We start from the raw sequence: 23,292 nt of genomic DNA, 5'->3' as shown, positions 1-23,292 counted from the left end.
TCCCGCCCGTTTTCCCTATTGCCGGGTTCCAGTCATGACCGATAATTCCAGAAACCCCCGCCGCACCTTTGCCATCATCTCCCACCCGGATGCCGGTAAAACGACGCTGACCGAAAAACTGTTGCTCAAAGGCGGTGCGATCCATCTCGCCGGCGAGGTCAAGGCGCGCGGCGACAACCGGCGGGCGCGGTCTGACTGGATGAAGATCGAGCAGCAGCGCGGCATTTCGGTGACCAGCTCGGTGATGACCTTTGAGCGGAACGGCATAACCTTCAATCTGCTCGACACGCCGGGCCATGAAGATTTTTCGGAAGACACCTATCGCACGCTGACTGCCGTCGACAGTGCGATCATGGTGATTGATGCGGCAAGCGGGATCGAGTCCCAGACGCTCAAGCTTTTCGAAGTCTGTCGCCTGCGCAGCGTGCCGATCATCACCTTCGTCAACAAGGTCGACCGCGAAGGCCGCGATCCTTTCGAATTGCTCGATGAGGTCGCCGACAAGCTCGCCCTCGACGTCTGTCCGATGAGCTGGCCGACCGGCATGGGCGGGCAGTTTGAAGGCATTTACGACCTCACTCGCAACCAGCTGCACCAGCCGGAAGGCGACAGCAAAAATTATGACGGCAAGGCACAGCAATTTACCGGGCTCGACGATCCGAAACTGGAGGAAGTTTTGAGCCCGGAAGCGCTGACCCGGCTGACCGAAGAGGGCGAACTGGCGCAAGGTGGCTATGCCAGCTTCGATCTCGAAGCCTATCGCAACGGTGACCTGACTCCGGTCTTTTTCGGATCAGCGCTGAAACAATTTGGCGTCGAGGAACTGATCGAGGCGATCGCCGAACATGCGCCGCCACCCCGACCACAGCCCGCCGAGCCCGACCCGATACAGCCGGACAGCAGCGATGTGACCGGTTTTGTGTTCAAGATCCAGGCGAACATGGATCCCCAGCACCGCGACCGCATTGCCTTCATGCGGCTGTGCTCGGGAGAATTCAAACGCGGCATGAAACTGATCCCGTCGGCACTGGGCAAACCGATCGCCATTCATTCTCCCATCCTGTTTTTCGCACAGGACCGGGAAATTGCCGACACCGCCCTGCCCGGTGACATTATCGGTATTCCCAATCACGGGACGCTGCGCGTTGGCGATACGCTGTCCGAAAAAAATCAGGTGCGAATTACCGGGTTACCCAATTTCGCACCGGAGATTCTGCGGCGCGTGATCCTGAAGGATCCGACCCAGACGAAGAAATTGCGCAAGGCGCTCGACGACCTCAGCGAAGAGGGCGTGGTGCAGGTCTTCTATCCGGAAATTGGTGCCAACTGGATTATCGGCGTCGTCGGCCAGCTGCAGCTCGACGTGCTGATCTCCCGCCTGTCCGCCGAATACAAGGTCGAGGCATCGCTCGAAGCCGCGCCATTCGAGACTGCACGCTGGATCAATGGCAGCGACGAAATCCTGAATGCTTTTGCCAATATCAACCAGACCAGCCTCGCCCGCGACCGGGATGACAATCTGGTCTTTCTCGCCAAATCGGCCTGGGATGTCGGTTATCAGGAAGAACGCAATCCCGAAATCACCTTCAGCGCAACGCGCGAACGATAGGAGACATCAGCATGCCCGATATCTGGTCCGTTTATCTTTCGGGAGAAATCCACACCAACTGGCGTCAGGAAATTGCCGAAGGCGCGGCCGCAAAAGGCCTGCCGGTCCGCTTCTCTGCACCGGTGACAGACCATCCCGCCTCTGATGATTGCGGGGTCACCATATTGGGCGCCGAGGATCAAAAATTCTGGCATGATCGCAAGGGTGCCCAGCTAAATGCGATCCGGACATCCACCTTGCTCAAGGAAGCGGATATTGTCGTGGTTCGCTTCGGCGACAAGTACAAACAGTGGAACGCTGCCTTTGATGCCGGCTATGCTGCCGCCCTCGGCAAACCGCTGATCATTAATCACGGACCGGATATCGTGCACCCGCTCAAGGAGGTCGATGCCGCAGCTCTGGCGGTTGCTGAAACCCCCGCGCAGATTGTCGAGATACTTGATTATGTAATCAATGGACGACTGGCCGGTTACACAGATCAGGCCTGAGGCTTCCCCGGATCAAAAGACATAATGGATCGCCAGGCAAGCAGCCAGCCCGACACCAATGTTGAGCGGCAGGCCGATCCACACGAAATCGGAGAAGCGATAGCCACCTGACGTGTAGACAAGCGTGTTGGTCTGATAGCCAACAGGTGTTGCAAAGCTCGCCGATGCACCGAACATGACCGCCACCAGCAGACTCCGGACATCCACGCCGGTCTGCTCGGCGATACCGATGACCAGCGGCGTCATGATCACGGCTACCGCGTTATTGGTCGCCGTCTCGGTCAGCAGGGAAGTCAGCGAATAGACCGCGATGATCAGCAACAGCGGCGGCATCATGTTCAGCAGCGGCAGGATGGTGTCGACGATCAGCTGCACCGTGCCGGCATTTTCCAGCCCCTTTCCGACCGCCAGCATGGCGAAAATCAGCACCAGCACATTGCCGTCCAGTGCGCCCCACGCCTCCTCGCTGTCGATGCACTTGGTGACCAGGACCACCGCCACGCCGATCATGGCCAGAGCAGCAATGGGAATCACACCCAGTGTCGCTGCGATGATGATGATCGCCAGTGTCGCGATCGCGATCGGCGCCCGGTGGCGACGATAGGCGCGCGCGTCGGGTTCCTGCAGGTGCACCAGATCGGCATTTTCCTGCAAGGTCGCGATCGAGATATCATCCGTCTGAACCAGCAGGCTGTCGCCATGTCGAATACGCGCCGACGACAGCAGCGGGCCGGCAATATGGCGCGGCCGGGACAGCCCCAGAACGCGCGCGGGCACCCGTGACAGGAACGGCAGATTGGGAAGCGACTTGCCAACCGACCGGTGTGACGGGCCAATCACCAGTTCGACCAGCCGCGTATGCTCATCCTCGAGCGGCGTATCCGGCTGTTTCACACCCGCATATCCAATCTTCAATCCCGGCGTCTTGGCGAGCGACAGCAATTCTTCCTGGGTGACCGAAGCGACCAGCGTGTCACCGCCTGACAGGACATGATCAGTCATGTCGGAACGATCGACGACATTTCCCAGCTTGCGTCCCAGGACCGTGGCGCCGGATGGAGCGAAAAGCCTGGTCGCCGATACTGTTTTGCCCAGTAAACTGCTTTCGTCCTCAAACCGGATATCTGTCAGATAGCGGGTTTCGACCTGCCCGTCGGCGAGCCCCCCGCTTTTCCGGTCCGGCAGCAGAAAAGGTCCCAATATACCGATCATCACAATCCCGGTCGCGGCGGCAATCAGGCCGACCGTGGTGATTTCGAACAGGCCGAAAGGAGCCTGGCCATTTTGCTGCGCCACACCGTCAACAAGCAGGTTGGTGGATGTTCCCAAGAGAGTGAGACTGCCGCCGAGAATGGAAATATAGGATAGCGGGATCAGCAGCTTGCTCGCGGCGATACCGGCGACGGCGGCGATTTTCTTCATGATCGGAATCAGGATGATCACCACCGGTGTATTGTTGATAAAGGCGGATGCGCCGAAGGTCCCGCCCAGAAATCCGCCTATCGCGAGTTTCGGCCGGTCTTCCGCATGCCGGGCTGCGAATCCTGCCAGCGCCTCGATCACGCCCGTCCGCATCAACGCCCCGGAGAGAATGAACATCGCTCCGATCGTCAGCGGCGCCGGATTGGAAAAGACCCCGAAAAGGTCATCGCTGCTGAGCAGCCCCAGCACCAGCATCATCGCTGCCGCGACGACCGCAGTAACCGCCGGCCCCTGCTTCTCGGTGACAAAGGCCCAGAACAGGGCGACAAGAATCGCCAGTCCGACATAGGGTTGTGCCAGTTCCCAGGTGGATGCCCAGTCCAAATTCCGCTCCTTCGGCCAACAGCCCGATGTTCAAGCCTGTCAGAATACAGGGTTATAATGTGCTGAACAGGGGGATTCAGTTATTCCTTCGCGACTTCCAATCTCGCAATCAGATTAGAACTGGCGTCGAATCCCTCAATATAGCAGATTCGTACTTTCGCACCCCCTGTGATCGATCCACCATGAGACCTGGTGTTGTTATATCCCCCAGTTATAACGTAATCGGAAAATGCGAAATCAACCTCTTCGACCGTGAATGTCTCACGAGCATGACCGCTTTTCGGCATTGGAACAAAATTTTCAACTTCTCCTTCAACCACCGTGCAACGATTGTGTTCGGATGCATCTGCAACTCGCGTGTTATCGGTCCAAGTGATGATTCCAGCTGTCATTGTCCAGAAAATGGCGAAGAGAAAAATCAGCCAGTAATACCAGTTTCCAAAGAACCTATTTTGAATTTTTCCAAAATACTGGCGAAGGTTGGGAAAAAACAAAAGGGTTCCTGAAACCGCCGTGATCACCAATCCGATTCCGACAAACATCCAGCCTGAAAATCCTGCAGTAGCGGCATCATAGACGAGCTCATATTCCACCCGATCACCCCCGCAGCAAAAACACCGCATGTTCGGCCATCAGATTGGCCAGACCGCGGCCGGTTTGTGTGTCCCCGCTGAGAAACCACTGGCCTTCCTGTTGCAACTGTTCTTCCCGCACCAGCGAGCGGAAATCGTCAATCGTGACATGGTGGATATTGGGTGTGTCATACCAGCGTTCAGGCAACAGCCGGGTGACCGGCATGCGGCCGCCGATAAGGAGCGACAGACGGACGCGCCAATGGGCAAAATTGGGGAAACTGACAAAGCCCTGCTGCCCGATGCGCAAAAGCTGCTCCACGATCATGTCGGGGCGCATGGTTGTCTGCAAGGTCTGGCTGAGCACGGCATAGTCGAAACTGCCATCGGGATAGGCCGTCAGGTCGGTGTCGGCATCGCCCTGGACCACGCTGAGCCCCTTGGCCACCGCTGCGGCGACATTGGCGGGATCGATTTCCAGCCCGCGCGCATCGCAGCCCTTGTCATCGCGCAGTGCGGCCATCAGGGCGCCATCACCGCAACCGATATCGAGCACCCGGCTGCCGGGGGTGATATTGTCGGCAATGATCTGGAGGTCCGGACGGAGCAGAGTCATTTCCCATCCCCCGACTTGAGAAACCCGCCGACAATCCGGTCCATCTCGGCATTTTCGAGCAGGAAGCTGTCATGGCCAAAGGGGGCGGACAGTTCAACAAAACTGGCTTCGGCTCCTGCCGCGTTCAGGGCATGGACGATCGCCCGTGATTCCGCAGTCGGATATAGCCAGTCGCTGTCAAAACTTATCAGACAAAAGCGCGCCTTTGATCCGGTGAAGGCGGTGGCCAGCGATCCGCCATGGTCTTCGGCGAGATCAAAATAGTCCATCGCCCGGGTGATGTAGAGATAGCTGTTGGCATCAAAGCGGTCGGTAAAAGTGCTGCCCTGATGGCGGAGATAGCTCTCGACCTGAAAATCGGCGTCGAACCCGAAAGTCTTTGCATCCCGGTCCTGCAGCCGCCGCCCGAATTTCTCGGTCAGACCTTCTTCGGACAAATAGGTGATATGCGCTGCCATCCGGGCCACAGCCAGGCCGCTGACCGGCGGATCTTCATCGGCATAATAGGCCCCGCCCCGCCAGCGCGGGTCGGCCATAATCGCCTGGCGCCCGACTTCGTGAAAAGCGATATTCTGGGCGCTGTGCTTGGCGGTCGAGGCAATGATTACCGCCGATTTCACACGCTCCGGATAGAGCGCTGTCCAGCTGATACCCTGCATCCCGCCCATCGAACCGCCGACCACGCTGTGGAGGCGTTCGATGCCAAGATGATCCAGCAGCATCGCCTGGGCCCGCACCATGTCGGCTATGGTGAGCACCGGAAACTCCATCGCCCAGGCCTCGTTCGTTGCCGGATTGACGGTGGCCGGCCCGCTGCTCCCGAGGCAGCTGCCAATCACATTGGCACAGATGACAAAATAGCGATCGGTATCAATCGGCTTGCCGGGCCCCACCATGCGAACCCACCAGCCATCCTTGCCGGTAACGGGATGGGTGGAAGCAACATATTGATCGCCAGTCAGTGCGTGACAGATGAGGATCGCATTGCCGGCATCGGCATCGAGCGTGCCATAGGTCTCATAGGCAATATCGACAGGCGCCAGCGTGGCCCCGCTGTCCAGAGCCAGCGGACCGGGCAGCTGGACAGCCCTGTCCAGTCCAAAGCGCAGATCGTCATTCATGGATTGCAGGGGCTAAGGCGCTAAAACCGGGGCGTCAATTGATATTGCAGTTGACACAAGACCGCTTGTGACTAGTCGAGAGCCAATATTTCGCGAGCGGGACCATTCCATGACCGGACAAAGCAAAACCGACAAAGCAAAGGCCTTTTATGATCTGATGTTCAATCAGTGCAAGGCAGCGGAGGCGGTTGAGCGCTATGTCGGTGCGGATTATGTCCAGCACAATCCGGAGGTGGGTGACGGCAAGCAGGCTTTTATCGACTATTTTGACCGGATGACTCGCGACTATCCCGGCAAGTCGGTGGAATTTGTCCGCTCTGTCGAGGAGGGCAAACTGGTAGTGCTGCACTGTCATCAGAAATGGCCTGGCGATGAAGATTATGCGGGGATGGATATCTTCCGGTTTGATGACAACGACAAGATAGTGGAACATTGGGACGTATTGCAGGTGATCCCGAAACGGTCGAAGAATGACAATGGCATGTTCTGATGGGAATTGATGTTATGAGCAAACCACAACCGAAAGACTGGATCATGGGCATTGCGCCCTATGTGCCGGGCAAGTCGAGCAGCGACAGCGGGCAGAAACTGGTCAAGCTGTCGGCCAATGAAAATCCCCTCGGGTGCAGCCCGGCGGCGAAACAGGCACTGTCCGATGCCTCGGGCGAGGTCCCGCGCTATCCCGATCCCGGGTCCACAAAGTTGCGGGAAGCAATTGCGGCAAAGCATGATCTCGATCCGGCCCGGATCATCTGCGGCACCGGCTCGGATGATATCCTGCACCTGGCCGCCAATGCTTTCAGTGGACCGGGCGACGAGATTATCTATGTCCGATATGGCTTTGCCGTCTATGATATTGCCGCGCGTCGCTATGGCGGGACACCGGTCATCGCGGACGATGTCAATTATGGCACCGATGTCGATGCGATCCTTGCCAAGGTGACCGATCGCACCCGGGTGGTTTTCATCGCCAATCCCAACAACCCCACCGGCACCCTGTCGAGCGCCGAAGAGATCCGCCGGTTGCAGGCAGCCCTGCCTGCCCATGTCCTGCTCGTGCTGGACGGTGCCTATGCGGAATATCTCGAAGCAGACGAGGATGATCAGGCGCTGGAAATGGCGGCGACGCTACCCAATGTGCTGGTCACCCGGACCTTCTCCAAAATCCACGGACTGGCTGCCGAACGGATTGGCTGGGGATATGGGCCGGAGGAGATTATCGGCGCCATGAACCGGATCCGTCTGCCGTTCAATGTCACTACCGCCGGCCAGGAAGCCGCGCTGGCAGCCTTGGCGTCGGAAGATTTTGTCGCATCCAGCCGGGAACATAACCGCCGCTGGCGCCAGTGGCTGTCCGATGAATTGACGGGGATGGGCAATCACGGCCTGCGGGTCATCCCGAGCCATACCAATTTCCTGCTTGTTCTGCTCGAAGGCAAAGTCACCGCAGAACAGGCCAATAATGCGCTGATGGAAAAAGGCTATGCGGTGCGCTGGCTGCCCGGACAGGGACTGGTCAATGGCCTGCGGATCACCATCGGGACCGAAGAGGAAACGCGCGGCGTGGCAGCGGCCCTGCGTGCAATTCTGGAAGCCGCCTGATGCTCCCTTTTGCCAATATTGCGATCATCGGACTGGGACTGATCGGATCGTCTATTGCCCATGCCACGCGCGCGCAGATGCCAGGTGCCCGGATCACCGGCTTTGATCAGGATCCCGCCGTCCGCGCCCGTGCCACCGAGCTCGGTTTTTGTGATGATATCAGCGACAGCGCCGGCGCGGCCGTCATTGATGCCGATCTGGTGATGCTCTGTGTTCCGGTGGGCGCCATGGCTTCCACCGCGGCGGACATAGGTGCCGATCTGCCCGCCGACGCTGTAATCAGTGATGTCGGCTCCTCCAAGGCGAGCGTGATCGCCGCACTCACCGAAGTGCTGCCCGAAGCGCGGATCATTCCCGCCCATCCGGTGGCCGGGACCGAGCATAGCGGCCCGGATGCCGGCTTCGCCACCCTGTTCCAGGATCGCTGGTGCATCCTCACTCCACCGGAAACTGCGGTGAAAGCCGATATCGAAAAGGTTCGTGCCTTCTGGGAGAAGCTGGGTGCCAATATCGAGATCATGGACGCAAAGCATCATGACCTCGTACTCGCCGTGACCAGCCATCTGCCGCATCTGATTGCCTATACGATCGTGGGAACCGCATCAGATCTCGAAGATGTGACGCGCAGCGAAGTGATCAAATATTCGGCCGGCGGTTTCCGCGACTTCACCCGGATTGCCGCTTCCGACCCCACCATGTGGCGCGATGTCTTCATGTCCAACAAGGACGCCGTGCTCGAAATGCTGCAGCGCTTTTCCGAAGATCTGACCGCCCTGCAGCGAGCCATTCGCTGGGACAAGGGCGATGAACTGTTCGACCTTTTCACAAAGACCCGGGCCATCCGCCGCCGGATCATCGAAGAAGGTCAGGACGACGCCGCGCCGGATTTCGGCCGGCATCACGAATAAAGCCGTCCGTCCGGACCCGGTCAGTCGTTCAGCGCATTGATCGCGGCATGTACCCGGTCGCGGATCTCGTCGCGTCCGAGGCCCGGTTCAATCTCGTCCTGCACCTCGTAAGTGATCACGCCACTGCGCTGCACGAACGTATCGCGCGGGGAGATGATTCCGCTGTTCAGGGCCACGGGAACGAGCGGCAGTCCAAGCAACTTGTAGATGCCGGCAAAGCCGGTCTGGAGCTCCGGTCGCTGGCCGTGATGCGCCCGGCTGCCTTCGGCAAATATGACAATCGGCCGCCCTTCATCAATCGCCCGCCGCGCCTGCTTGATAATCTGCCGCATCGCGGCGCCGCCACCATTGCGGTCAATCCCGAGCAATCCATGCTTGCGGGCAATCCATCCCCATAAGGGGATGACCAGCAGTTCCTTTTTCGCAATCACTACCGGCTTTTCGAAAATTCTGAGAAGATCGATGGTTTCAAACATGCTTTCATGTTTGAACACATAAAGGAGAGGCTCGTTGCGCAGCTCCCCCTTGATTTCCACACGTATGCCCAGAATGACCCGCGCGCACAGATAATGATAGCGGCTCCACCAGCGCGCCATGGCATGGGTGCCGCGAACGGAGAACAGAGCGACCAAAAAGGCCACGATGATGATCGGCGTCGAGCCGCCGTAGAAAACGGGAATGAACAGAAGCGAACGGATGCCAGAAATCAGTTTCATATGCCCACCAGCGCCGCGAGATATCGCGTGAGAAACTTGTTATATTCCTTGAAGAGCGTGCCCAGCGACGGCGCGGTGGATACGGCATCTTCGGTGATGGAAATCTCCGGCGGCAAGGCGCGCTCCAGTTCCAGCCGGGCGCGCCGCATGTGCCAGTCCGAAGTCACAAGGCGAATCGAGCGATCCTCGCGCCGCGCCGCCCATCGCGCGGTCTCCAGCGCATTGGACCGGGTGTCGACCGCCTGAAAGCCCAGATCAATGCAACACTCAAACAGGCTTTCCGGCCGCTCATACTGGGCCGCCAGTTCGTTGGGTTTCACATTCCGGTCGACACCGGACACCAGTAACCGTTCCGCCTTTTCGCCTTCGACCAGGCGCAGCGCATGCTCGATCCGGCCCGGTCCACCGGTCAGGACGACGGCGGAATCCGTTTCGACATCCGATCCCGCCGGACGCGGCAGATCGATGGTAAACCAGGCAAAACCGATCATCCAGATGAGGAACAGAAAACTGAAAAGGCGCAATAGCATAAGCGAAACTACAAGATCTTTTTCAACGCGCCCATGATGGTCATGCGGGCGGTCATCATCGCGAGGAGCATTCCCATTATCGGAATGGCAGCGATAATCAACATGCTCTGCCACGAAAGCCCCAGTGACTGGACCAGGCCGGACCCCAGAGCGGAGAGCTGCATGCCGAGCAACCAGATGATCGCGGCGCCGCCCACCAGCCCGATTATGCCCCCAAGCAAGGCGTCCAGTGCTATGCGGCGCTGAAACAGCTTGCTGATCTGACGATCCGTTCCGCCCAGCAAATGGATGATCCCGATTGTCTCGTCATGGGTATTGAGAGCAGCCCGGGCCGAAATGATGACAGCGGCAGCGGTGGCGGCAGCAAGCAGAAACACGAGTCCCAAAGCAATCCACTGGAGTGACCGCACCAGATCGATAACCGGCTCGATAAGACCGCTGCTGGGTTCGACCCGCGCGGCAGAGGACAGCTGAGCGGCGGCAGATTGCAGCTCTTCCAGCTCTGCCGGACCTGCCTTCCGGGCCAGAGTGACGTCAATCAGTGCCGGCAGGGGGATGTCTTCGCCGATATCCTGCGTGCCCAGCCAGGGTTCGATCAGTTCTCGAATTTCTCCTTCCGGCAGCACCCGGACCTGCGCCACAATGTCCAGTCCGCGCAGACTGGCCGCCACATCCTCGCTTTGCCGGTTCCTGACATCCGCATTCGCTTCAACAATCTGCACGGTCACACGGCTGGACAGGTCATCAGAAACACTTCGCGCGGCCTCGGAAAAGGCGAGGCCCGCCGCCGTCGCCAGCACCATCAGGAAAATCATGATCGCAATAACCCAGGGCATGGGTCCAGACAATCGGCCTTCCGGGATCAGTCTGCGGTCATGGCCGGGTATGAAGAAAAACTGGAGCATCCGTTCGCCGAATCAAACCGTTGTATCTTGCGGTATCGGCGGATGGCGCAGCGAGCCTGTCGGATCCGACAGGCTACCCTTTTCCAGCTTCATCATCTGGGCGCCGGGAACCTTGCTGAGCAGATGGATGTCATGGGTCGCCACCACAATAGTGGTACCCAAAGTGTTCAGGGCTTCGAACAGTTGCAGCAGGCGGACGGCCATGTCGGGGTCCACATTTCCGGTTGGCTCGTCCGCCACCAGAATCTCCGGACGTCCGATAACAGCACGCGCAATAGCCACCCGTTGCTGTTCTCCACCAGACAAGGTCGCAGGGCGAGCTGATGCCCGGTCACCAAGCCCGACCCAGTCGAGCATTTCCGCGACCGGCGTTTCGAGATCCTTCTCCCGTACGCCGGCCACCCGCAAAGGCAGTGCAATATTGTCAAAGGCCGACAAATGCGGAACCAGGCGAAAATCCTGGAACACCACGCCAATCCGGCGGCGAAATCCGGGCAATCGGGCACGCGGCATGGTCACCGCATCCTCTCCAAAAAGCCGAATGACACCCCGGCTGGGACGCTGCGACAGATAGAGCAGCTTGAGCAGCGACGTCTTGCCCGCTCCGGAGGCGCCGGTCAGGAAGTAGAAACTGCCCGGATATAGCGTAAAACTGAGATCCGACAGCGTTTCGGCACCGGCCCCATAGCGCAATCCGACATTTTCAAACTGAACAATTTCATTCATTCGGACAATCGATCCACCTGTGTCGGCACCTTGCTTGCGGGCCGCCCTGTCCAATAGTCCTTTCGCAGGCGGGAAATCAACTGGCAGATCACCGGCTTTGCCTTTTGACGCGTTCGAAACGCAGAATTTCCGGTCCTTGTCTCAAAACCATGCACCGCGGGCTTGCAGTTTCGTGTTACGGCGTGTTTAGAGTGACGTCATGATATTGAATTGCCCGGCATGTAAGACGCGATATCTTGTTCCGGACAGTGCTATCGGCCCGACCGGCCGATCCGTGCGCTGTGCGTCATGCCGTCACAGCTGGTTTCAGGAAGGTGGAATCACCGAACCTCCCCCGGCCCCCGCGCCGACCCCGCCTATCCCTGAAACGGCGCCAAAACCGGCTCCGCCCAAGGCCGTTGTTCCGGAAGAAACATCGCTGGCAGCCCATGCCGCACAGGCAGGACCGGTTCCCGATATTCCTTCCTACGCCACGGACGAAAGCAGCTTCGCCCACGAACCGCCGTTCAAGCCGCGGCGCAATCCGGCCAAATTGTGGACAGCGGCAGCGATCGCTTTTGCGCTTGCCGTTTCGGTCATCGGCGGCGCGCTGTACATATTCGGTGCGCCCAACTGGTTTGAAAGCTATCGTTTCGCCTCGGTCGACCAGACCCCGTTGCTCATCGAACTCTCAGCCAATCAGGATCGCCGGACGTTGCCGGACGGGACGGAATATTTCGCCGCCAGCGGCACAGTGATCAATCCTTCCGATACCGAACAGCCGGTTCCGCCGATGCTCGTGATGCTCCGCGATGCCAGCGGACGGATCGTCTATAGCTGGCAAATGAAGCCTCCGGTGAAGACACTGGCGCCTGGCGGCAAGGTCAATTTCAATGAAGCCAAGCTGGATGTCCCGCGGGCGGCTACCGATCTTGAAATCGGCTGGGCCGACATATCCACGCCTACTGAATAAAGTCGAACCAAACCCAAAATAACCGCCTGGAATCGTTCAATAGAATTCGATCAGGATCTGCTGCGTTTCGCCGCCAATATTTGCCGACTTGCGATCACGGGCTTTTGGCAGCACCAGGCTGTTGCTATCGCTGCCGATAGGCAGAGAACGGGCACGGGGATCCGGCGCTTCAAAGCGCACGGACTCTCCGCGAATGATCCGGGCCGATACGGATGCCCTGGCCCCGGCTCGCGGCCCGTTCGACCGGCTGACCGGCAATTCTGCCGTCGCCGAGCCGGCCAGCAGAACCAGGGGGGCAAATATCAAGTCCATCGACAACAAAAGAGCGGGCATGGGGACCATCCGGCAAGGTAAATAAAAGGTTAACGGGCCGATATGTGGGCCTGAACCTCTGAAAACGGACGCGATGCGGAAAACTGTACTGCAAAGGGACAGATATCCGGCCAGACTGTCATGATCAGTCGGCCGAAATGCACCAAGAATATCTGTTGCGGGACTCCGGACCCTTTGCTAATGGCACCCGCCTACCTCGGGGCGATACGCCCCTTCTCCAGATGACATGTGCGGTCGTGGCGGAATTGGTAGACGCGCAGCGTTGAGGTCGCTGTGGGATTAATCTCCCGTGGAAGTTCGAGTCTTCTCGACCGCACCAGTCATCCGGCTCAAGACATATTGCTGGTCAATCAGACGCCGGTTTGGGACCAAGGCGCCGGCTTCTTCGTCCCTTTCGCGACATCGCCGGAATTTTTCCCGAACGTCCGCTTTCGCTGATTTTCTTGCGTTCCAGGATCGCTGCGCGCTTCTCGGCCTTGCGTTGCAATATCAGACCACCAAGGATCCCCAGATTTATGGCGATCATATATTGCACCGACGCGGTCACCAGAACCCACTCGTAGAGACAGTGGAGCGACACGATGAACATGGCGACACCGATTCCCAATGCCAGATCCCCTCTCGGATCTCCCCGATTTTGCCAGGCAAAACGCAATGCGGCAAATATCGGGACAAAAAGGAAAAGCATGAAACAAACGAGCCCCAAATAGCCGGTCTCTGCGGCAACCAGCAAATAGGCATTATGGACCTTTGCAGAACGACTGGCATAGTTCCAGATCACACCGGCCTCTTCCGAATATCCACGGGTGTTCGCAACCACAACATACTGGTTGGCGCCAACGCCCATCGGATTGTCGGCCAGGATCATCGCCGCGGCCCGTTCAAATGCCTGGCGCTCCTCGGAGCTGCCCTCGGCCGAACTGATCGCGAAGCGTTGTTCCAGTGATGCCAGGGCAACCGGGGTCGCGATGGCAAGCACCAAAAGTCCGGCAATTGCCGCACGGGTTTTGCGTGCACTCGGTTTGCGGATCATCGAAAGGCCGATGAGCAATACAACCCCGATTCCCGCAAATCCGATTGTCGCTCTGGATGCACCGGAAGCCACCACGATCAGGGCGGAAGCGACACCCAGCAAGGGCAGTTTGCTCTTGTTCGATGCAAGCAGCAAAGCCAGCGACGGATAGAGGACAAAATGGGTGACCATGCCCAGCAGGTTCTGGTGCCCGAGCGTTCCGCTTGCCTGTACCACACCTGACAATTTCTGGCTGGTCGCGACACCGGCCTGCAATGCAATCCCGCACACCAGTCCGGCAATGATCAGCCGCGGCGCGGCTTCATTCCGGCACACGGTGGCCACTGCCATAAAGACCAGCAACACTGTGCCCAGTTGCCAGACATAGAAAAACGCAGCTTGCGGGTTATCGGCAAAGAAAATGGACAAGGCCGCGGACAGCAAATAGGCTAGGATAATGCCGACAAAGGGGTAGGTGAACACCCGTGCCCGCGACGCAAGAATGATCCCGAGCGCCATTGCGTCGAGAAGGGAAATGATCACGCCCTTGGTTTGGCCCGGCCAGGCGGCCCAGCTGATAAATGCGGCATCAAGATTCCAGCCCGCAATAAGAAACGGCATAAATCCCAGTGCAAAATACATGTAGCGCCGGTATCTGGCGTTTTGGCGATACAGCGTCATGAACACTGGTATCGACAGCATGATCACGACAAGGGCAACGAACCTCATGCGCCTATCTCCATGCTGTCATGATCCGTCATGTGCCACTCAACCTCTTGCACCCGTCTGTTAGACCTTTCCGACTCAAAAATCATCCCGCATCTGCACTTTTTGGTGCCGCCAGGTAAGGATTGGACCAAAAATTCCGGTGCTGGTCCAGCAAGCAAGGCGGTTAACGCCGTCCCGTTGTGGGACAGCGGCGGCGGGGGCATTTTGGCTTATTGAGAATCATTCTCTTTCGCTCCAGAAAAACGGCCAAAATCCGGGCCTTTTTCCCGCCTAAAAATCGTGGAAAAATGAGATTTTATCTCATTTTCTCCTGCTTTTTTTGTCCGGGCAGCTATGCTCGTTGACTCTTTTTGCGGCTTCGAATTAACTCTTTGTTAAGCCTATTCTGGCGAAGTTGAGGGGAAAATCATGAATAAATCCAAATTGTTAATGGCTAGCGCTGCGCTTGTAGCGCTGCCGCTGGCGACTGTGCCTGCCAACGCTCTGACGATTGTGCTGAACAATCTCGGCGGTGTGGAAGAAGGCACGGGAGCCTTTAACGCATTCAGTGCTGCCGCACGCTTCTGGGAAAGCGTGTTTACCAACGATGCAACGATCAATCTGGACGTCGGCTTTTCCCAGCTCGATCCCGGCGTTCTTGGCGGGGCAACCAGCAATCGTGACCTGATTGCGGTTGGCGAATATACCAGCCGGCTTGCAGCGACCGGTACGACGGCGCTGGATGCGGCTGTGGTACTTCCAAACACCACACCATCGGCAATTATTCCGGGCGATTCGGTGGGTGCCATTCTGTCACGACCCGGCGCTAATCCTGGAGAGTTTACACGCGAAATCGATAATGACGGCGGGGTGAACAATTCGGTGCTGGCCCTCAATTCGGCGGTATCGAAAGCCCTCGGCGATTTTGCCGTCGACGTGAATGGCGATGCGCTTGACGCGAACCGCACCGATGGCACGGTTCAGTTCAGCACGGAATTTGCATTCGATTTCAATCCGACCGACGGTATCGATGCCGGTGCGTTCGACTTTGTCGGCATAGCCATTCATGAAATCGGCCATGCGCTGGGATTTGTGAGCGGTGTAGACACCTATGATTTCTTTGACGGAAACCCGGTTCTCGATGACTTTGTGATCTTTTCCGGACTGGACCTGTTCCGGTATAGCCAGGAAAGCGCCGCAGCCGGTGTTCTCGACTGGGCCTTTGGCGGACATGAAGACCCCAATACCGCATCCTATTTCTCGATTGATGGCGGCGTGACCAATTTTGGCGGTGATGCCTTTTTCTCGACCGGCGATTTTAATGGCGACGGACGCCAGGCCAGTCACTGGAGAGATGTCGGATTTGGCGAGGAACAACGGGGAATCATGGACCCGACCTTCGGGCGTAATCAGGAAGGGATTATCACCAACCTCGATCTGGCGGCTTTTGATGCCTTTGGCTGGAACCTGAACTACAATGCTCTTGTCGAACTGGACCGAGAGTTCCGGACGAGCGAACTTGAAGTTTCGGCTGTTCCGGAACCGGCAAGCTGGGCGATGATGATCGGCGGCTTTGGCCTGATTGGCGGTGCAATGCGTCGTCGTCGCAAGATGACCACAAAGATCAGCTACGCCTGATCTGACTCAGGCAAGTTATCGAAAAACCCGCTGGCGAAAGCTGGCGGGTTTTTTGATTCATCTATTCAGATGGTTAAGTCAATTTTCAGCAATTACGGCTATGCAGACAGCTTCTTTGTACGGCGCAACGAAATAGGCTACAGCGTCTGCATCATGTTCGATCCGGCGAGACCATTGCAATGACAATTTTTTCCCGCCGCATGATGTCCCAGCTGACCTGGGTGGCCGGATCCTACGGTGCGGCGCAGGTCCTGCGCCTTGTCACCAATGTCATTCTTGCGCGCCTGCTGGCACCCCAGCTGTTCGGGATGATGGTTATCGTCAATACGCTGCGGACCGGAATCGAACTGCTTTCCGACATCGGCATCGGTCAGAATATCGTCAGCAACCGCCAGGGTGACAAACCCGATTTTTATAACAGCGCGTGGACGATCCAGATCATTCGCGGGATATTGCTTTTCGGCATTGCACTGCTGCTGGCGAGTCCGATTGCCGGCTTCTACGAAAGCCGTGAGCTTGTTGAAATCATTCCGGTCGTCGCCATCGTTTTCCTGCTGACGGGATTCCAGTCGCCCTCCCGCTATATCTTGCAAAAACGCCAGGAAGTGAAAACCCTGGCCTATTTCGATGTCTTTACCGGCGTGGTCACGGCGGTGGTCCATATCGCACTGGCGCTATATTCGCCAACCATCTGGGCGCTGGTGGTCGGCCTCGTCCTGTCCACAGCCATTTGTTCCGCGGCCAGCTTTTTCCTGATCGACTATCGCACGCACCGCATTGCCATTCACAAGGAACATGTGAAGGCGATCATCTCGTTCGGCAAATGGGTGTTCGCCTCGTCCATCGTCTTTTTCCTCGCGATGAATTTTGATCGCCTCTATTTCGCCAAGGAAATACCCTTTGCCCTGCTCGGCATATACGGCATCGCGCGGACGTTTTCGGACATGATCGCCCTGCTCGCACAGCGCGTCGGCAACATGATGGTCTTTCCGAAAGTCGCCGGCTTCGCCAAAGATCGCTCAGAGCTCCGGCCAGCGATTTCAGGCCTCCGGAAGAAGGCTCTGCTGGCTGCCGCACTTGGCCTGTCCCTTGTTGTGGCGATTTCGGACGTGATCATCGTCCTGCTCTATGATGATCGCTATCTTGCCGCCGCCTTTTTCCTGCCGATCCTGATGGCCGGGACATGGTTCTCGATTCTCTCGACCATCGGCGAATCCTGCATGCTCGGAATCGGCAAGTCGGTGCACACCGCCCAGGCAAATCTCGCGAAACTTGTCTGGCTGGTTATCGCCGTACCGCTGGCATTGACCTATTCGGGTTTTGTCGCGGCCTTGTGCGTCATCGCGATCGCCGATCTGTTCCGCTATATCTCGCTTGCGATATCCCAGTGGATGGAAGGCCTCTCCTTCCTGCGGCAGGATATTGTGCTGCTGACGCTGTTCCTGCTGCTGATTGCGGGATGGCGGCTGTTGCTGGTCCAGCTCGGCCTGGTCGCAGATTTTGAAACCTGGTTCGGATATTACGGGAATACGAGCCATGTCTGATCCTCGAACGGCAATCAACCAGGCCGGTTCCGGTGATGCGAAGACCGGGATAGTGATCATTGGCCGGAACGAGGGAGAGCGACTTGTCCGCTGCCTCGAATCGCTCGCGACATCACGCGCGCCAATAGTCTATGTCGATTCCGCGTCCACGGATGGCAGTCCGGAAGCGGCCAGGGCGCGCGGCGCCCTCGTCCATGATCTCGACCTGGACAGGCCCTTCACGGCGGCCCGGGCGCGCAATGAAGGGCTGGAAAAACTCCGCCAGCTCACCCCGGATCCGGAATTTGTTCTGTTTGTGGACGGTGACTGCGAAGTCGAGCCCGGCTGGATGGAAGCCGCCACCCGGTTTCTCGACGATCACCCCGAAGTCGCCGCGGTTTGCGGTCGCCGCCGCGAACGCTATCCGGATGCGTCCGTCTATAACCAGCTGTGCGACCGCGAATGGAATACGGCGATCGGGGAGGCTGCGGCATGTGGCGGCGATGCCCTGATGCGCGGCGAGGCTCTCGCGATAACGGGGGGGTTCTTCGCCGGCCATGATTGCCGGCGAAGAACCCGAACTATGCCACAGATTGCGCGCGGCAGGCCTGAAAATCTGGCGGCTCGACGCGCCGATGACCATCCATGACGCAGACATGCATCACTTCCGCCAATGGTGGCTGCGCGCGATCCGCAGCGGCTTCGGTTATGCGCAGGTCTGGGACACCACCCGCAAGCGCGGCAATCCGCTTTATGGCCGGGAAATTTTCCGCGCCCTGTTCTGGGCTCTGGTCTTGCCAGTCGTTTTCCTCATTGCCGGATGGTTCCAGCCGATATTCTGGGCGGGACTGCCACTCGCCTATGCGTTGCAAATCATGCGCATGGCGGTTCGTGACGGCGTGGCCCGGAAATTCTCCTGGCAGCAGGCGGGCCTCACCATGATCGGAAAATTTGCTGAACTGGCCGGCATCGTGCGATATGCCAAAAGAAAGTTGCTGGGGCGTCAGGGAGGCACGATTTTCTACAAATGACCGGAAAGCTTGAACAGGAAAACGGTCAAAAGACCGGAGGCCGGGAACCGCTTCACGCCGGTACGATCGGCTATCTGACCAGCCAGTATCCGGCCGCTTCCCACACCTTCATTCGCCGCGAGATCGAACAGCTGCGATCGGGCGGACTGCCCATCAAAACCTATAGCATCCGGCGGCCCGAAACTGACCTGGCAAGTGCCGCCGATCAGCGGATGCGTGAGGAAACATATTATGTGCTGAACGCGGGGATTGGGGCCTATGTGGTCAGCCATCTGAGAGCGCTGTTCACCCGCCCGCTGCGCTATTTGTCCTGTTTCACCCGAGCCATGCGCCACCGGGTGCCGGGACTCAGGGCCCTGATCTGGGCGCTTTTCCATTTTGCCGAAAGCATCGTCCTTGCCCGGCAACTGGAAAAGGACGGTGTCGGCCACCTCCACAACCATTTCGCCAACAGCGCGGCAACCGTCGGCATGCTCGCGTCACGGTTCAACAAGATCCCCTGGAGCCTGACCCTGCACGGCATTTCCGAAACCGACTATCCGGCCGGCTTGCTGCTCGCCGACAAGATTGCCGAAGCCCGGTTTGTGGCTTGCGTATCGTGGTTTGGACGGGCGCAGGCGATGCGGATTGTTCCGGTCCGCGTCTGGGACAAGTTTCACATCGTGCGCTGTGGCATCACGCTGGATGAACTCCCCCGGCGGTCGGAGCCGAATGGAGAGCGAACCCGCAAGCAGATTATTTGCGTGGCGCGACTGTCCAGCGAAAAAGGCCATCCGGGGCTGCTTCAGGCCTTTGCCGGTCTCGTGCGGGAGGGGCATGACGTCGAGCTTCTGCTGGTCGGCGATGGCCCGGCTCAGGCGGAAATCCAGGCGCAGTGCGATGAGCTGGCGATCAGCGACCGTGTGAAAATGGCCGGGCGTCTGTCTGAACAGGATACGCTGGCGGCCATTGCCGGTTCGGACATTCTTGTCCTGCCGAGCTTCATGGAGGGTCTGCCTGTTGTTCTGATGGAGGGCATGGCGCTGGGCAAGCCAGTTGTCGCCAGCCGCATCGCTGGCGTTCCCGAACTGATTGACGATGAACATAACGGCTTGCTGTTCCATCCCGCGGACTGGGATGGTCTGCGGCGAGCGCTGGACCGGACATTGTCGGATGCAGCCGGCGCCAGCAAAAGAGCCGAGAGGGCCCGCGTGAAAATATCGGAAGAATTTGACGTAAAAATTGCGGTTTCTCCTTTACCCGAACTCTTTGCCAATGCGAAGCAGGCCGGTGCGCCGCTTCCGCGAGGGGAACAACCATGATTTTTGACCAGTTCGACAGCATCCGGATCATCAATCTGCCCCACCGCACGGACCGGCGGGCGGAAATGGAAGGCGAACTGAAACGCCTCGGTCTGCTCGACGACCCGCGCGTGGCCTTTTTCCAGGCTTTTCAGTTTGATGAAGCCGGACCGTTCAGCTCGCCCGGCGCGCGCGGCGTATATCAAAGTCACCTCGCAATTCTGGAGGAGGCAGCAGAAAACGGGCATCGGGTGCTGATACTGGAAGACGATTGCGACTTTGTTCCCGACGCCGCGCTCTATGCGCCGCCGGACGACTGGTCTGTCTTCTATGGCGGATATGAGGCGTCTGATCCGGATGACCTGCCGGCGAGCAATATCATCGGGGCGCACATGATGGGCTTTGCTCCCGATACTGCAATCCATCTTTCCAACTATTTGAAAACATTGGAATATGAGGGAATTCACCCGCCCATTGACGGAGCTTATGTCTGGTACCGGCGTGCCTTTCCCGATACCAAAACCCTGTTTGCCGAACCGGTCATCGGATATCAGCGGCCGTCTCGAACCGATATTGCGGATCTGAAGTTTTTTGACAGAGTCCCGGTTATTCGCACCGCCGTTGCCGCCGCACGCAAGCTGAAACGCCTGCTGGTCCGCTAGGCCTGCGTCCTACCAGGACGTATCGATATCGTGCTTGCGGCAGACCAGATCAATATAAGATCCGGGTGCCGGCGGCTTGTCAAACAGTCCGACAAGGCGGCTGTGCCACATGTGTACCGCCCGCGTATCTTCTGCCAGCATGCCTTCAACCACCGCTGCCGGTTCATAGAGCGTCCGCGCATCTTTCCATCGCACCGGATAGAAAACGGTCGGCGGCTTCGCATGGTTTTCGATGTTGTTCTTCTTGATCACATGCGTAACCAGCCCCGACGCGTAGGTGCCCCAGGGCATCTCATCCAGTCCGATCGGGCCCTTTGTCAGGCGCTGCCAGTAGAAGGCCAGCGACCGTTTGGGGCCAAACCAGGGGGGGCGCTGATTGGGTTGCGGAATGGTGTTGAGATCATGGACCATCGCGGAACCTGCCGGCGCCAATAGCACGGCGTTGTTGACCCAGCCTTCATATTCCCAGCCGAATACATGATCTTCGGCAAAATCGAGCGGGCGGAGAAAATAGAAGTCCATGTCCACCCAGTAACCGAGGTCTTTGGCGAGCAGCTCATAGCGCCAGAAATTGGCACCCAGTGCGACCGATCCAGTATCGGCATAGGTCAGCAACCGCTCGCGGGGCATCACCTCCGCAGCATCTCGCAATTCCACACCATCAGGCACCCCTTCCAGCTTGTCGGGTTCATAGGACCAAAGTGTGAATTCGTGGCCCGTGGCCAGCCCGGACACCAGGCAAAGGCGTTCCAGATAACTGAGTTTGTTGCCGACCCAGAGTGAATTGAGCTTTTGCAATGCCAAGGGAGACTCCGCCAATCTTGTGCGCGACCGGACGCCTATTTGCACAACCGGCAGCCCCTGTCGATCAGCTTTACCATATTGTTAAGGACATTCCTGCTAATCGGGATGGCGCGATGGCTTGACGAGACATCGGGCGAGTGCAAAACATGCACGCAGAAATCCTATCCTCGTGATTATGCAAGGGAATTTCCGGAAATGTCGAAACTTCCTCAATCATTTCAGGATATGCGCGCCCTGGGCAGAGCGATGCGTCTCAAATGGTCCGGCATCCGCAGCGGAATCACCATCTCCGACCAACCGGCATTTGATCCGGATTTTGAGGCCCTGTTCCGCGAACAGATTCAAAATGTGCAATTTTATCTCGAATTTGGCTCGGGGGCTTCGACCCTGATCGCAGCACGAGCAGGCGTTGAAACCATCTGTGTCGAAAGCGACCGCAAATTCGCGCAAGCCGTGAGCGATGCCGTCGGCAAGGATGCACCTGTCACGATCATTCACAGCGACATCGGGATGACGGAAGACTGGGGCTATCCCGTCTTTACGCGCCCGACAGCAAAGCATCATCAGCGCTGGCGGAACTATACCGAAAAAGCGTTTGCTCAGGTGGCTTCGACGGGACGATTCCCCGATCTGATTCTGGTCGATGGCCGGTTTCGCAGAGCCTGCGCGCTGGCATCTGCCTACGAAGCGGTGCAGGCCGGTGCAGAGACCGTGATTCATGTCGACGATTATGTCGGGCGGGATCATTATGCCGCAGTCGAGGACTATCTCGGCACACCGGAAATCACTGGACGAACGGCCTGCTTTCGCATTTCAGCCGATACGCTCCGGCAAGATATTACGCCGGAGATCCTCCACAAAGTCCATGAAGATATCCGCTGACTGAGCGGGTCGCGCCGCTCTGCCAGCACGGGATCAGCAAGCGTCTGGCTTTCCGGCCGGTCTAGTCCGCGTAATATTTGGAATAGGCGCCCGACCCGTACCCATAGCCATAAGGGTCCACCAGGCCGCCGACATAGCGGTTGAGAACCGTTCCCAGGCAAGGCGTCGGTTTGAGCAGTGACACGGTATTGTTCATCTGCTTTTTGGTTGTGATTCCCTGTTCGATTACCAGCATGTAGGCATCGAGAAACTGTGCGATCATCAGCGTGTCGTCATTGGCAAAAGCCGGTGGGAGATCGCAAATGACAATCGCGTCATCAGGTAGCCGCGCAATGGCTTCCATAAGCTGTTCAAATCGCTTGCCCGCAAGCATCTCGGCGGAATTGGTCTTGACCCGATAGCAGGGGAAAAACGCCAGATTACTGTCATTTATGCGGTGACCAACGGCCTTCAGGTCGTCGGTTTTCCCCTCAAGAAACTCGCCCAGGCCAAGCTTGCCGTGGATTCCCAGAGCTTCGGCAAGCGAACCTCGTCGCAGATCAAAATCGAAAAGATATACCGTCTGATCAGCAAGGCGCGACAGGGCCGCCGCCAGATTGAGGGACAGAAACGACTTGCCGGCCGCCGGTGTCGCAGATGTCATGCCCAGAATTTTCCATTCCTGGGCGTCCAGTTCCTTCACAACCTGCGAGCGCAGGAGGTTGAAGGGGCGTGAACGGATGTCATTGCCCCGGAAGCCGACGACATGGTTCTCCTCCAGCGTCTCTTCATCAGGAAGAAGCGCTTCGAGCTCCGCAGGTGTTGGAATCACCAGGGGCGGGGAAAAATCTGAGGATTCAGTAAAGGTGTCGGACACGAGTGGGTTCCA

Annotated in this window: 24 protein-coding genes, 1 tRNA gene and 2 pseudogenes; 15 read left to right on the top strand and 12 right to left on the bottom strand. The window is 58.1% G+C overall.

The features are described from left to right. Positions 1-34 precede the first annotated feature (34 nt). Positions 35-1,609 carry a peptide chain release factor 3 gene (locus BUQ90_RS03505; RefSeq protein ID WP_074203737.1) on the top strand — a complete coding sequence of 525 codons (1,575 nt, stop codon included), beginning with the start codon at positions 35-37 and terminating at the stop codon, positions 1,607-1,609. An 11-nt stretch (positions 1,610-1,620) separates the two neighbouring features. Beyond that, positions 1,621-2,097, top strand: a complete 477-nt coding sequence (locus BUQ90_RS03500) for a YtoQ family protein (protein WP_074203736.1) — start codon at positions 1,621-1,623, stop codon at positions 2,095-2,097. A 12-nt stretch (positions 2,098-2,109) separates the two neighbouring features. On the opposite strand, the gene BUQ90_RS03495 is transcribed toward BUQ90_RS03500, so the two are convergent. The 4 genes from BUQ90_RS03495 to metX form a co-directional block, all read right to left on the bottom strand. After that, on the bottom strand, positions 2,110-3,903 hold the full coding sequence (locus tag BUQ90_RS03495; RefSeq protein ID WP_074203735.1) for an SLC13 family permease: 1,794 nt from the start codon (positions 3,901-3,903) through the stop codon (positions 2,110-2,112). Positions 3,904-3,983: 80 nt separating this feature from the next. Continuing rightward, a complete protein-coding gene (locus BUQ90_RS03490) occupies positions 3,984-4,496 on the bottom strand; it encodes a hypothetical protein (protein ID WP_074203734.1) in 513 nt (170 codons plus the stop codon). Between the two features lie 4 nt (positions 4,497-4,500). Then, positions 4,501-5,091, bottom strand: coding sequence for a methionine biosynthesis protein MetW (gene metW / locus BUQ90_RS03485; RefSeq protein WP_074203733.1), 591 nt, complete (start codon positions 5,089-5,091; stop codon positions 4,501-4,503). Further along, positions 5,088-6,212 (bottom strand): homoserine O-acetyltransferase MetX, encoded by a 1,125-nt coding sequence (gene metX / locus BUQ90_RS03480; RefSeq protein ID WP_074203732.1) that lies wholly within the window; start codon positions 6,210-6,212, stop codon positions 5,088-5,090. Before metX ends, metW begins: the two co-directional genes overlap by 4 nt. Positions 6,213-6,321: 109 nt before the next feature. On the opposite strand from metX, the gene BUQ90_RS03475 reads away from it, so the two are divergent. From BUQ90_RS03475 to BUQ90_RS03465, 3 genes are read left to right on the top strand one after another with little or no spacing between them, the layout of a single operon-like run. Next, positions 6,322-6,702 (top strand): nuclear transport factor 2 family protein, encoded by a 381-nt coding sequence (locus BUQ90_RS03475; RefSeq protein WP_074203731.1) that lies wholly within the window; start codon positions 6,322-6,324, stop codon positions 6,700-6,702. A gap of 14 nt (positions 6,703-6,716) precedes the next feature. Continuing rightward, positions 6,717-7,814: a histidinol-phosphate transaminase gene (hisC, locus tag BUQ90_RS03470; RefSeq protein WP_074204846.1), complete on the top strand. Its 1,098-nt coding sequence runs from the start codon at positions 6,717-6,719 to the stop codon at positions 7,812-7,814. Next, positions 7,814-8,722 (top strand): prephenate/arogenate dehydrogenase family protein, encoded by a 909-nt coding sequence (locus BUQ90_RS03465; RefSeq protein ID WP_074203730.1) that lies wholly within the window; start codon positions 7,814-7,816, stop codon positions 8,720-8,722. The genes hisC and BUQ90_RS03465 overlap by 1 nt, the downstream gene beginning before the upstream one ends. A gap of 20 nt (positions 8,723-8,742) precedes the next feature. Here the strand turns inward: BUQ90_RS03465 and BUQ90_RS03460 are convergent, their stop codons facing one another. The 4 genes from BUQ90_RS03460 to ftsE form a co-directional block, all read right to left on the bottom strand. Continuing rightward, positions 8,743-9,438 (bottom strand): lysophospholipid acyltransferase family protein, encoded by a 696-nt coding sequence (locus BUQ90_RS03460; protein ID WP_239447346.1) that lies wholly within the window; start codon positions 9,436-9,438, stop codon positions 8,743-8,745. After that, the gene (locus BUQ90_RS03455) at positions 9,435-9,968 is read right to left on the bottom strand and encodes a YdcF family protein (protein ID WP_074203729.1); all 534 of its coding nucleotides are present in this window, start codon (positions 9,966-9,968) and stop codon (positions 9,435-9,437) included. The genes BUQ90_RS03460 and BUQ90_RS03455 overlap by 4 nt, the downstream gene beginning before the upstream one ends. An 8-nt stretch (positions 9,969-9,976) precedes the next feature. Further along, positions 9,977-10,804, bottom strand: coding sequence for a cell division protein FtsX (locus BUQ90_RS03450; protein ID WP_159437020.1), 828 nt, complete (start codon positions 10,802-10,804; stop codon positions 9,977-9,979). Between the two features lie 81 nt (positions 10,805-10,885). Beyond that, complete coding sequence (gene ftsE, locus BUQ90_RS03445) at positions 10,886-11,599, bottom strand: cell division ATP-binding protein FtsE (RefSeq protein WP_074204844.1); 714 nt, start codon at positions 11,597-11,599, stop codon at positions 10,886-10,888. Between the two features lie 199 nt (positions 11,600-11,798). Between ftsE and BUQ90_RS03440 the strand changes: the two genes are divergently transcribed. Next, positions 11,799-12,551, top strand: coding sequence for a zinc-ribbon domain-containing protein (locus BUQ90_RS03440; RefSeq protein WP_074203727.1), 753 nt, complete (start codon positions 11,799-11,801; stop codon positions 12,549-12,551). Positions 12,552-12,587: 36 nt separating this feature from the next. Here BUQ90_RS03440 and BUQ90_RS03435 read toward each other — a convergent pair whose 3' ends face one another. Further along, a complete protein-coding gene (locus BUQ90_RS03435; protein WP_074203726.1) occupies positions 12,588-12,884 on the bottom strand; it encodes a hypothetical protein in 297 nt (98 codons plus the stop codon). Positions 12,885-13,114: 230 nt separating this feature from the next. On the opposite strand from BUQ90_RS03435, the gene BUQ90_RS03430 reads away from it, so the two are divergent. Then, positions 13,115-13,203: transfer RNA gene (locus BUQ90_RS03430), tRNA-Leu, on the top strand. A gap of 27 nt (positions 13,204-13,230) precedes the next feature. Here the strand turns inward: BUQ90_RS03430 and BUQ90_RS03425 are convergent. Continuing rightward, positions 13,231-14,625 carry an O-antigen ligase family protein gene (locus BUQ90_RS03425; protein WP_074203725.1) on the bottom strand — a complete coding sequence of 465 codons (1,395 nt, stop codon included), beginning with the start codon at positions 14,623-14,625 and terminating at the stop codon, positions 13,231-13,233. A 408-nt stretch (positions 14,626-15,033) separates the two neighbouring features. Between BUQ90_RS03425 and BUQ90_RS03420 the strand changes: the two are divergent. The 7 genes and pseudogenes from BUQ90_RS03420 to BUQ90_RS03400 all read left to right on the top strand — a co-directional run. Next, positions 15,034-16,059 (top strand): annotated as a pseudogene (locus BUQ90_RS03420) (NF038122 family metalloprotease); the annotation flags it as partial. Positions 16,060-16,128: 69 nt separating this feature from the next. Then, positions 16,129-16,242 (top strand): annotated as a pseudogene (locus tag BUQ90_RS17970) (PEPxxWA-CTERM sorting domain-containing protein); the annotation flags it as partial. 179 nt (positions 16,243-16,421) lie between these two features. After that, positions 16,422-17,786, top strand: a complete 1,365-nt coding sequence (locus tag BUQ90_RS03415; protein ID WP_074203723.1) for an oligosaccharide flippase family protein — start codon at positions 16,422-16,424, stop codon at positions 17,784-17,786. After that, a complete protein-coding gene (locus BUQ90_RS17770) occupies positions 17,779-18,414 on the top strand; it encodes a glycosyltransferase family A protein (RefSeq protein ID WP_204244731.1) in 636 nt (211 codons plus the stop codon). Before BUQ90_RS03415 ends, BUQ90_RS17770 begins: the two co-directional genes overlap by 8 nt. After that, complete coding sequence (locus BUQ90_RS17765) at positions 18,401-18,796, top strand: hypothetical protein (RefSeq protein WP_204244730.1); 396 nt, start codon at positions 18,401-18,403, stop codon at positions 18,794-18,796. The genes BUQ90_RS17770 and BUQ90_RS17765 overlap by 14 nt, the downstream gene beginning before the upstream one ends. Further along, positions 18,793-20,097: a glycosyltransferase family 4 protein gene (locus BUQ90_RS03405; RefSeq protein ID WP_074203722.1), complete on the top strand. Its 1,305-nt coding sequence runs from the start codon at positions 18,793-18,795 to the stop codon at positions 20,095-20,097. The genes BUQ90_RS17765 and BUQ90_RS03405 overlap by 4 nt, the downstream gene beginning before the upstream one ends. Continuing rightward, on the top strand, positions 20,094-20,738 hold the full coding sequence (locus BUQ90_RS03400) for a glycosyltransferase family 25 protein (RefSeq protein ID WP_074203721.1): 645 nt from the start codon (positions 20,094-20,096) through the stop codon (positions 20,736-20,738). Before BUQ90_RS03405 ends, BUQ90_RS03400 begins: the two co-directional genes overlap by 4 nt. Before the next feature lie 9 nt (positions 20,739-20,747). On the opposite strand, the gene BUQ90_RS03395 is transcribed toward BUQ90_RS03400, so the two are convergent. After that, positions 20,748-21,542, bottom strand: a complete 795-nt coding sequence (locus BUQ90_RS03395; protein WP_074203720.1) for a hypothetical protein — start codon at positions 21,540-21,542, stop codon at positions 20,748-20,750. 195 nt (positions 21,543-21,737) lie between these two features. Here BUQ90_RS03395 and BUQ90_RS03390 point away from each other — a divergent pair, with 195 nt between their 5' ends. Continuing rightward, the gene (locus BUQ90_RS03390; protein ID WP_159437019.1) at positions 21,738-22,424 is read left to right on the top strand and encodes a class I SAM-dependent methyltransferase; all 687 of its coding nucleotides are present in this window, start codon (positions 21,738-21,740) and stop codon (positions 22,422-22,424) included. Positions 22,425-22,485: 61 nt separating this feature from the next. On the opposite strand, the gene BUQ90_RS03385 is transcribed toward BUQ90_RS03390, so the two are convergent. Beyond that, complete coding sequence (locus tag BUQ90_RS03385; RefSeq protein ID WP_074203718.1) at positions 22,486-23,280, bottom strand: CpsD/CapB family tyrosine-protein kinase; 795 nt, start codon at positions 23,278-23,280, stop codon at positions 22,486-22,488. Between the last annotated feature and the right edge of the window lie 12 nt (positions 23,281-23,292).

It is taken from the genome of Parasphingorhabdus marina DSM 22363, from assembly GCF_900128895.1.
Taxonomy (GTDB): domain Bacteria; phylum Pseudomonadota; class Alphaproteobacteria; order Sphingomonadales; family Sphingomonadaceae; genus Parasphingorhabdus; species Parasphingorhabdus marina.
Note: the sequence above shows the minus strand (reverse complement) of the source record. Positions and strands in the feature narration are given on the sequence as shown.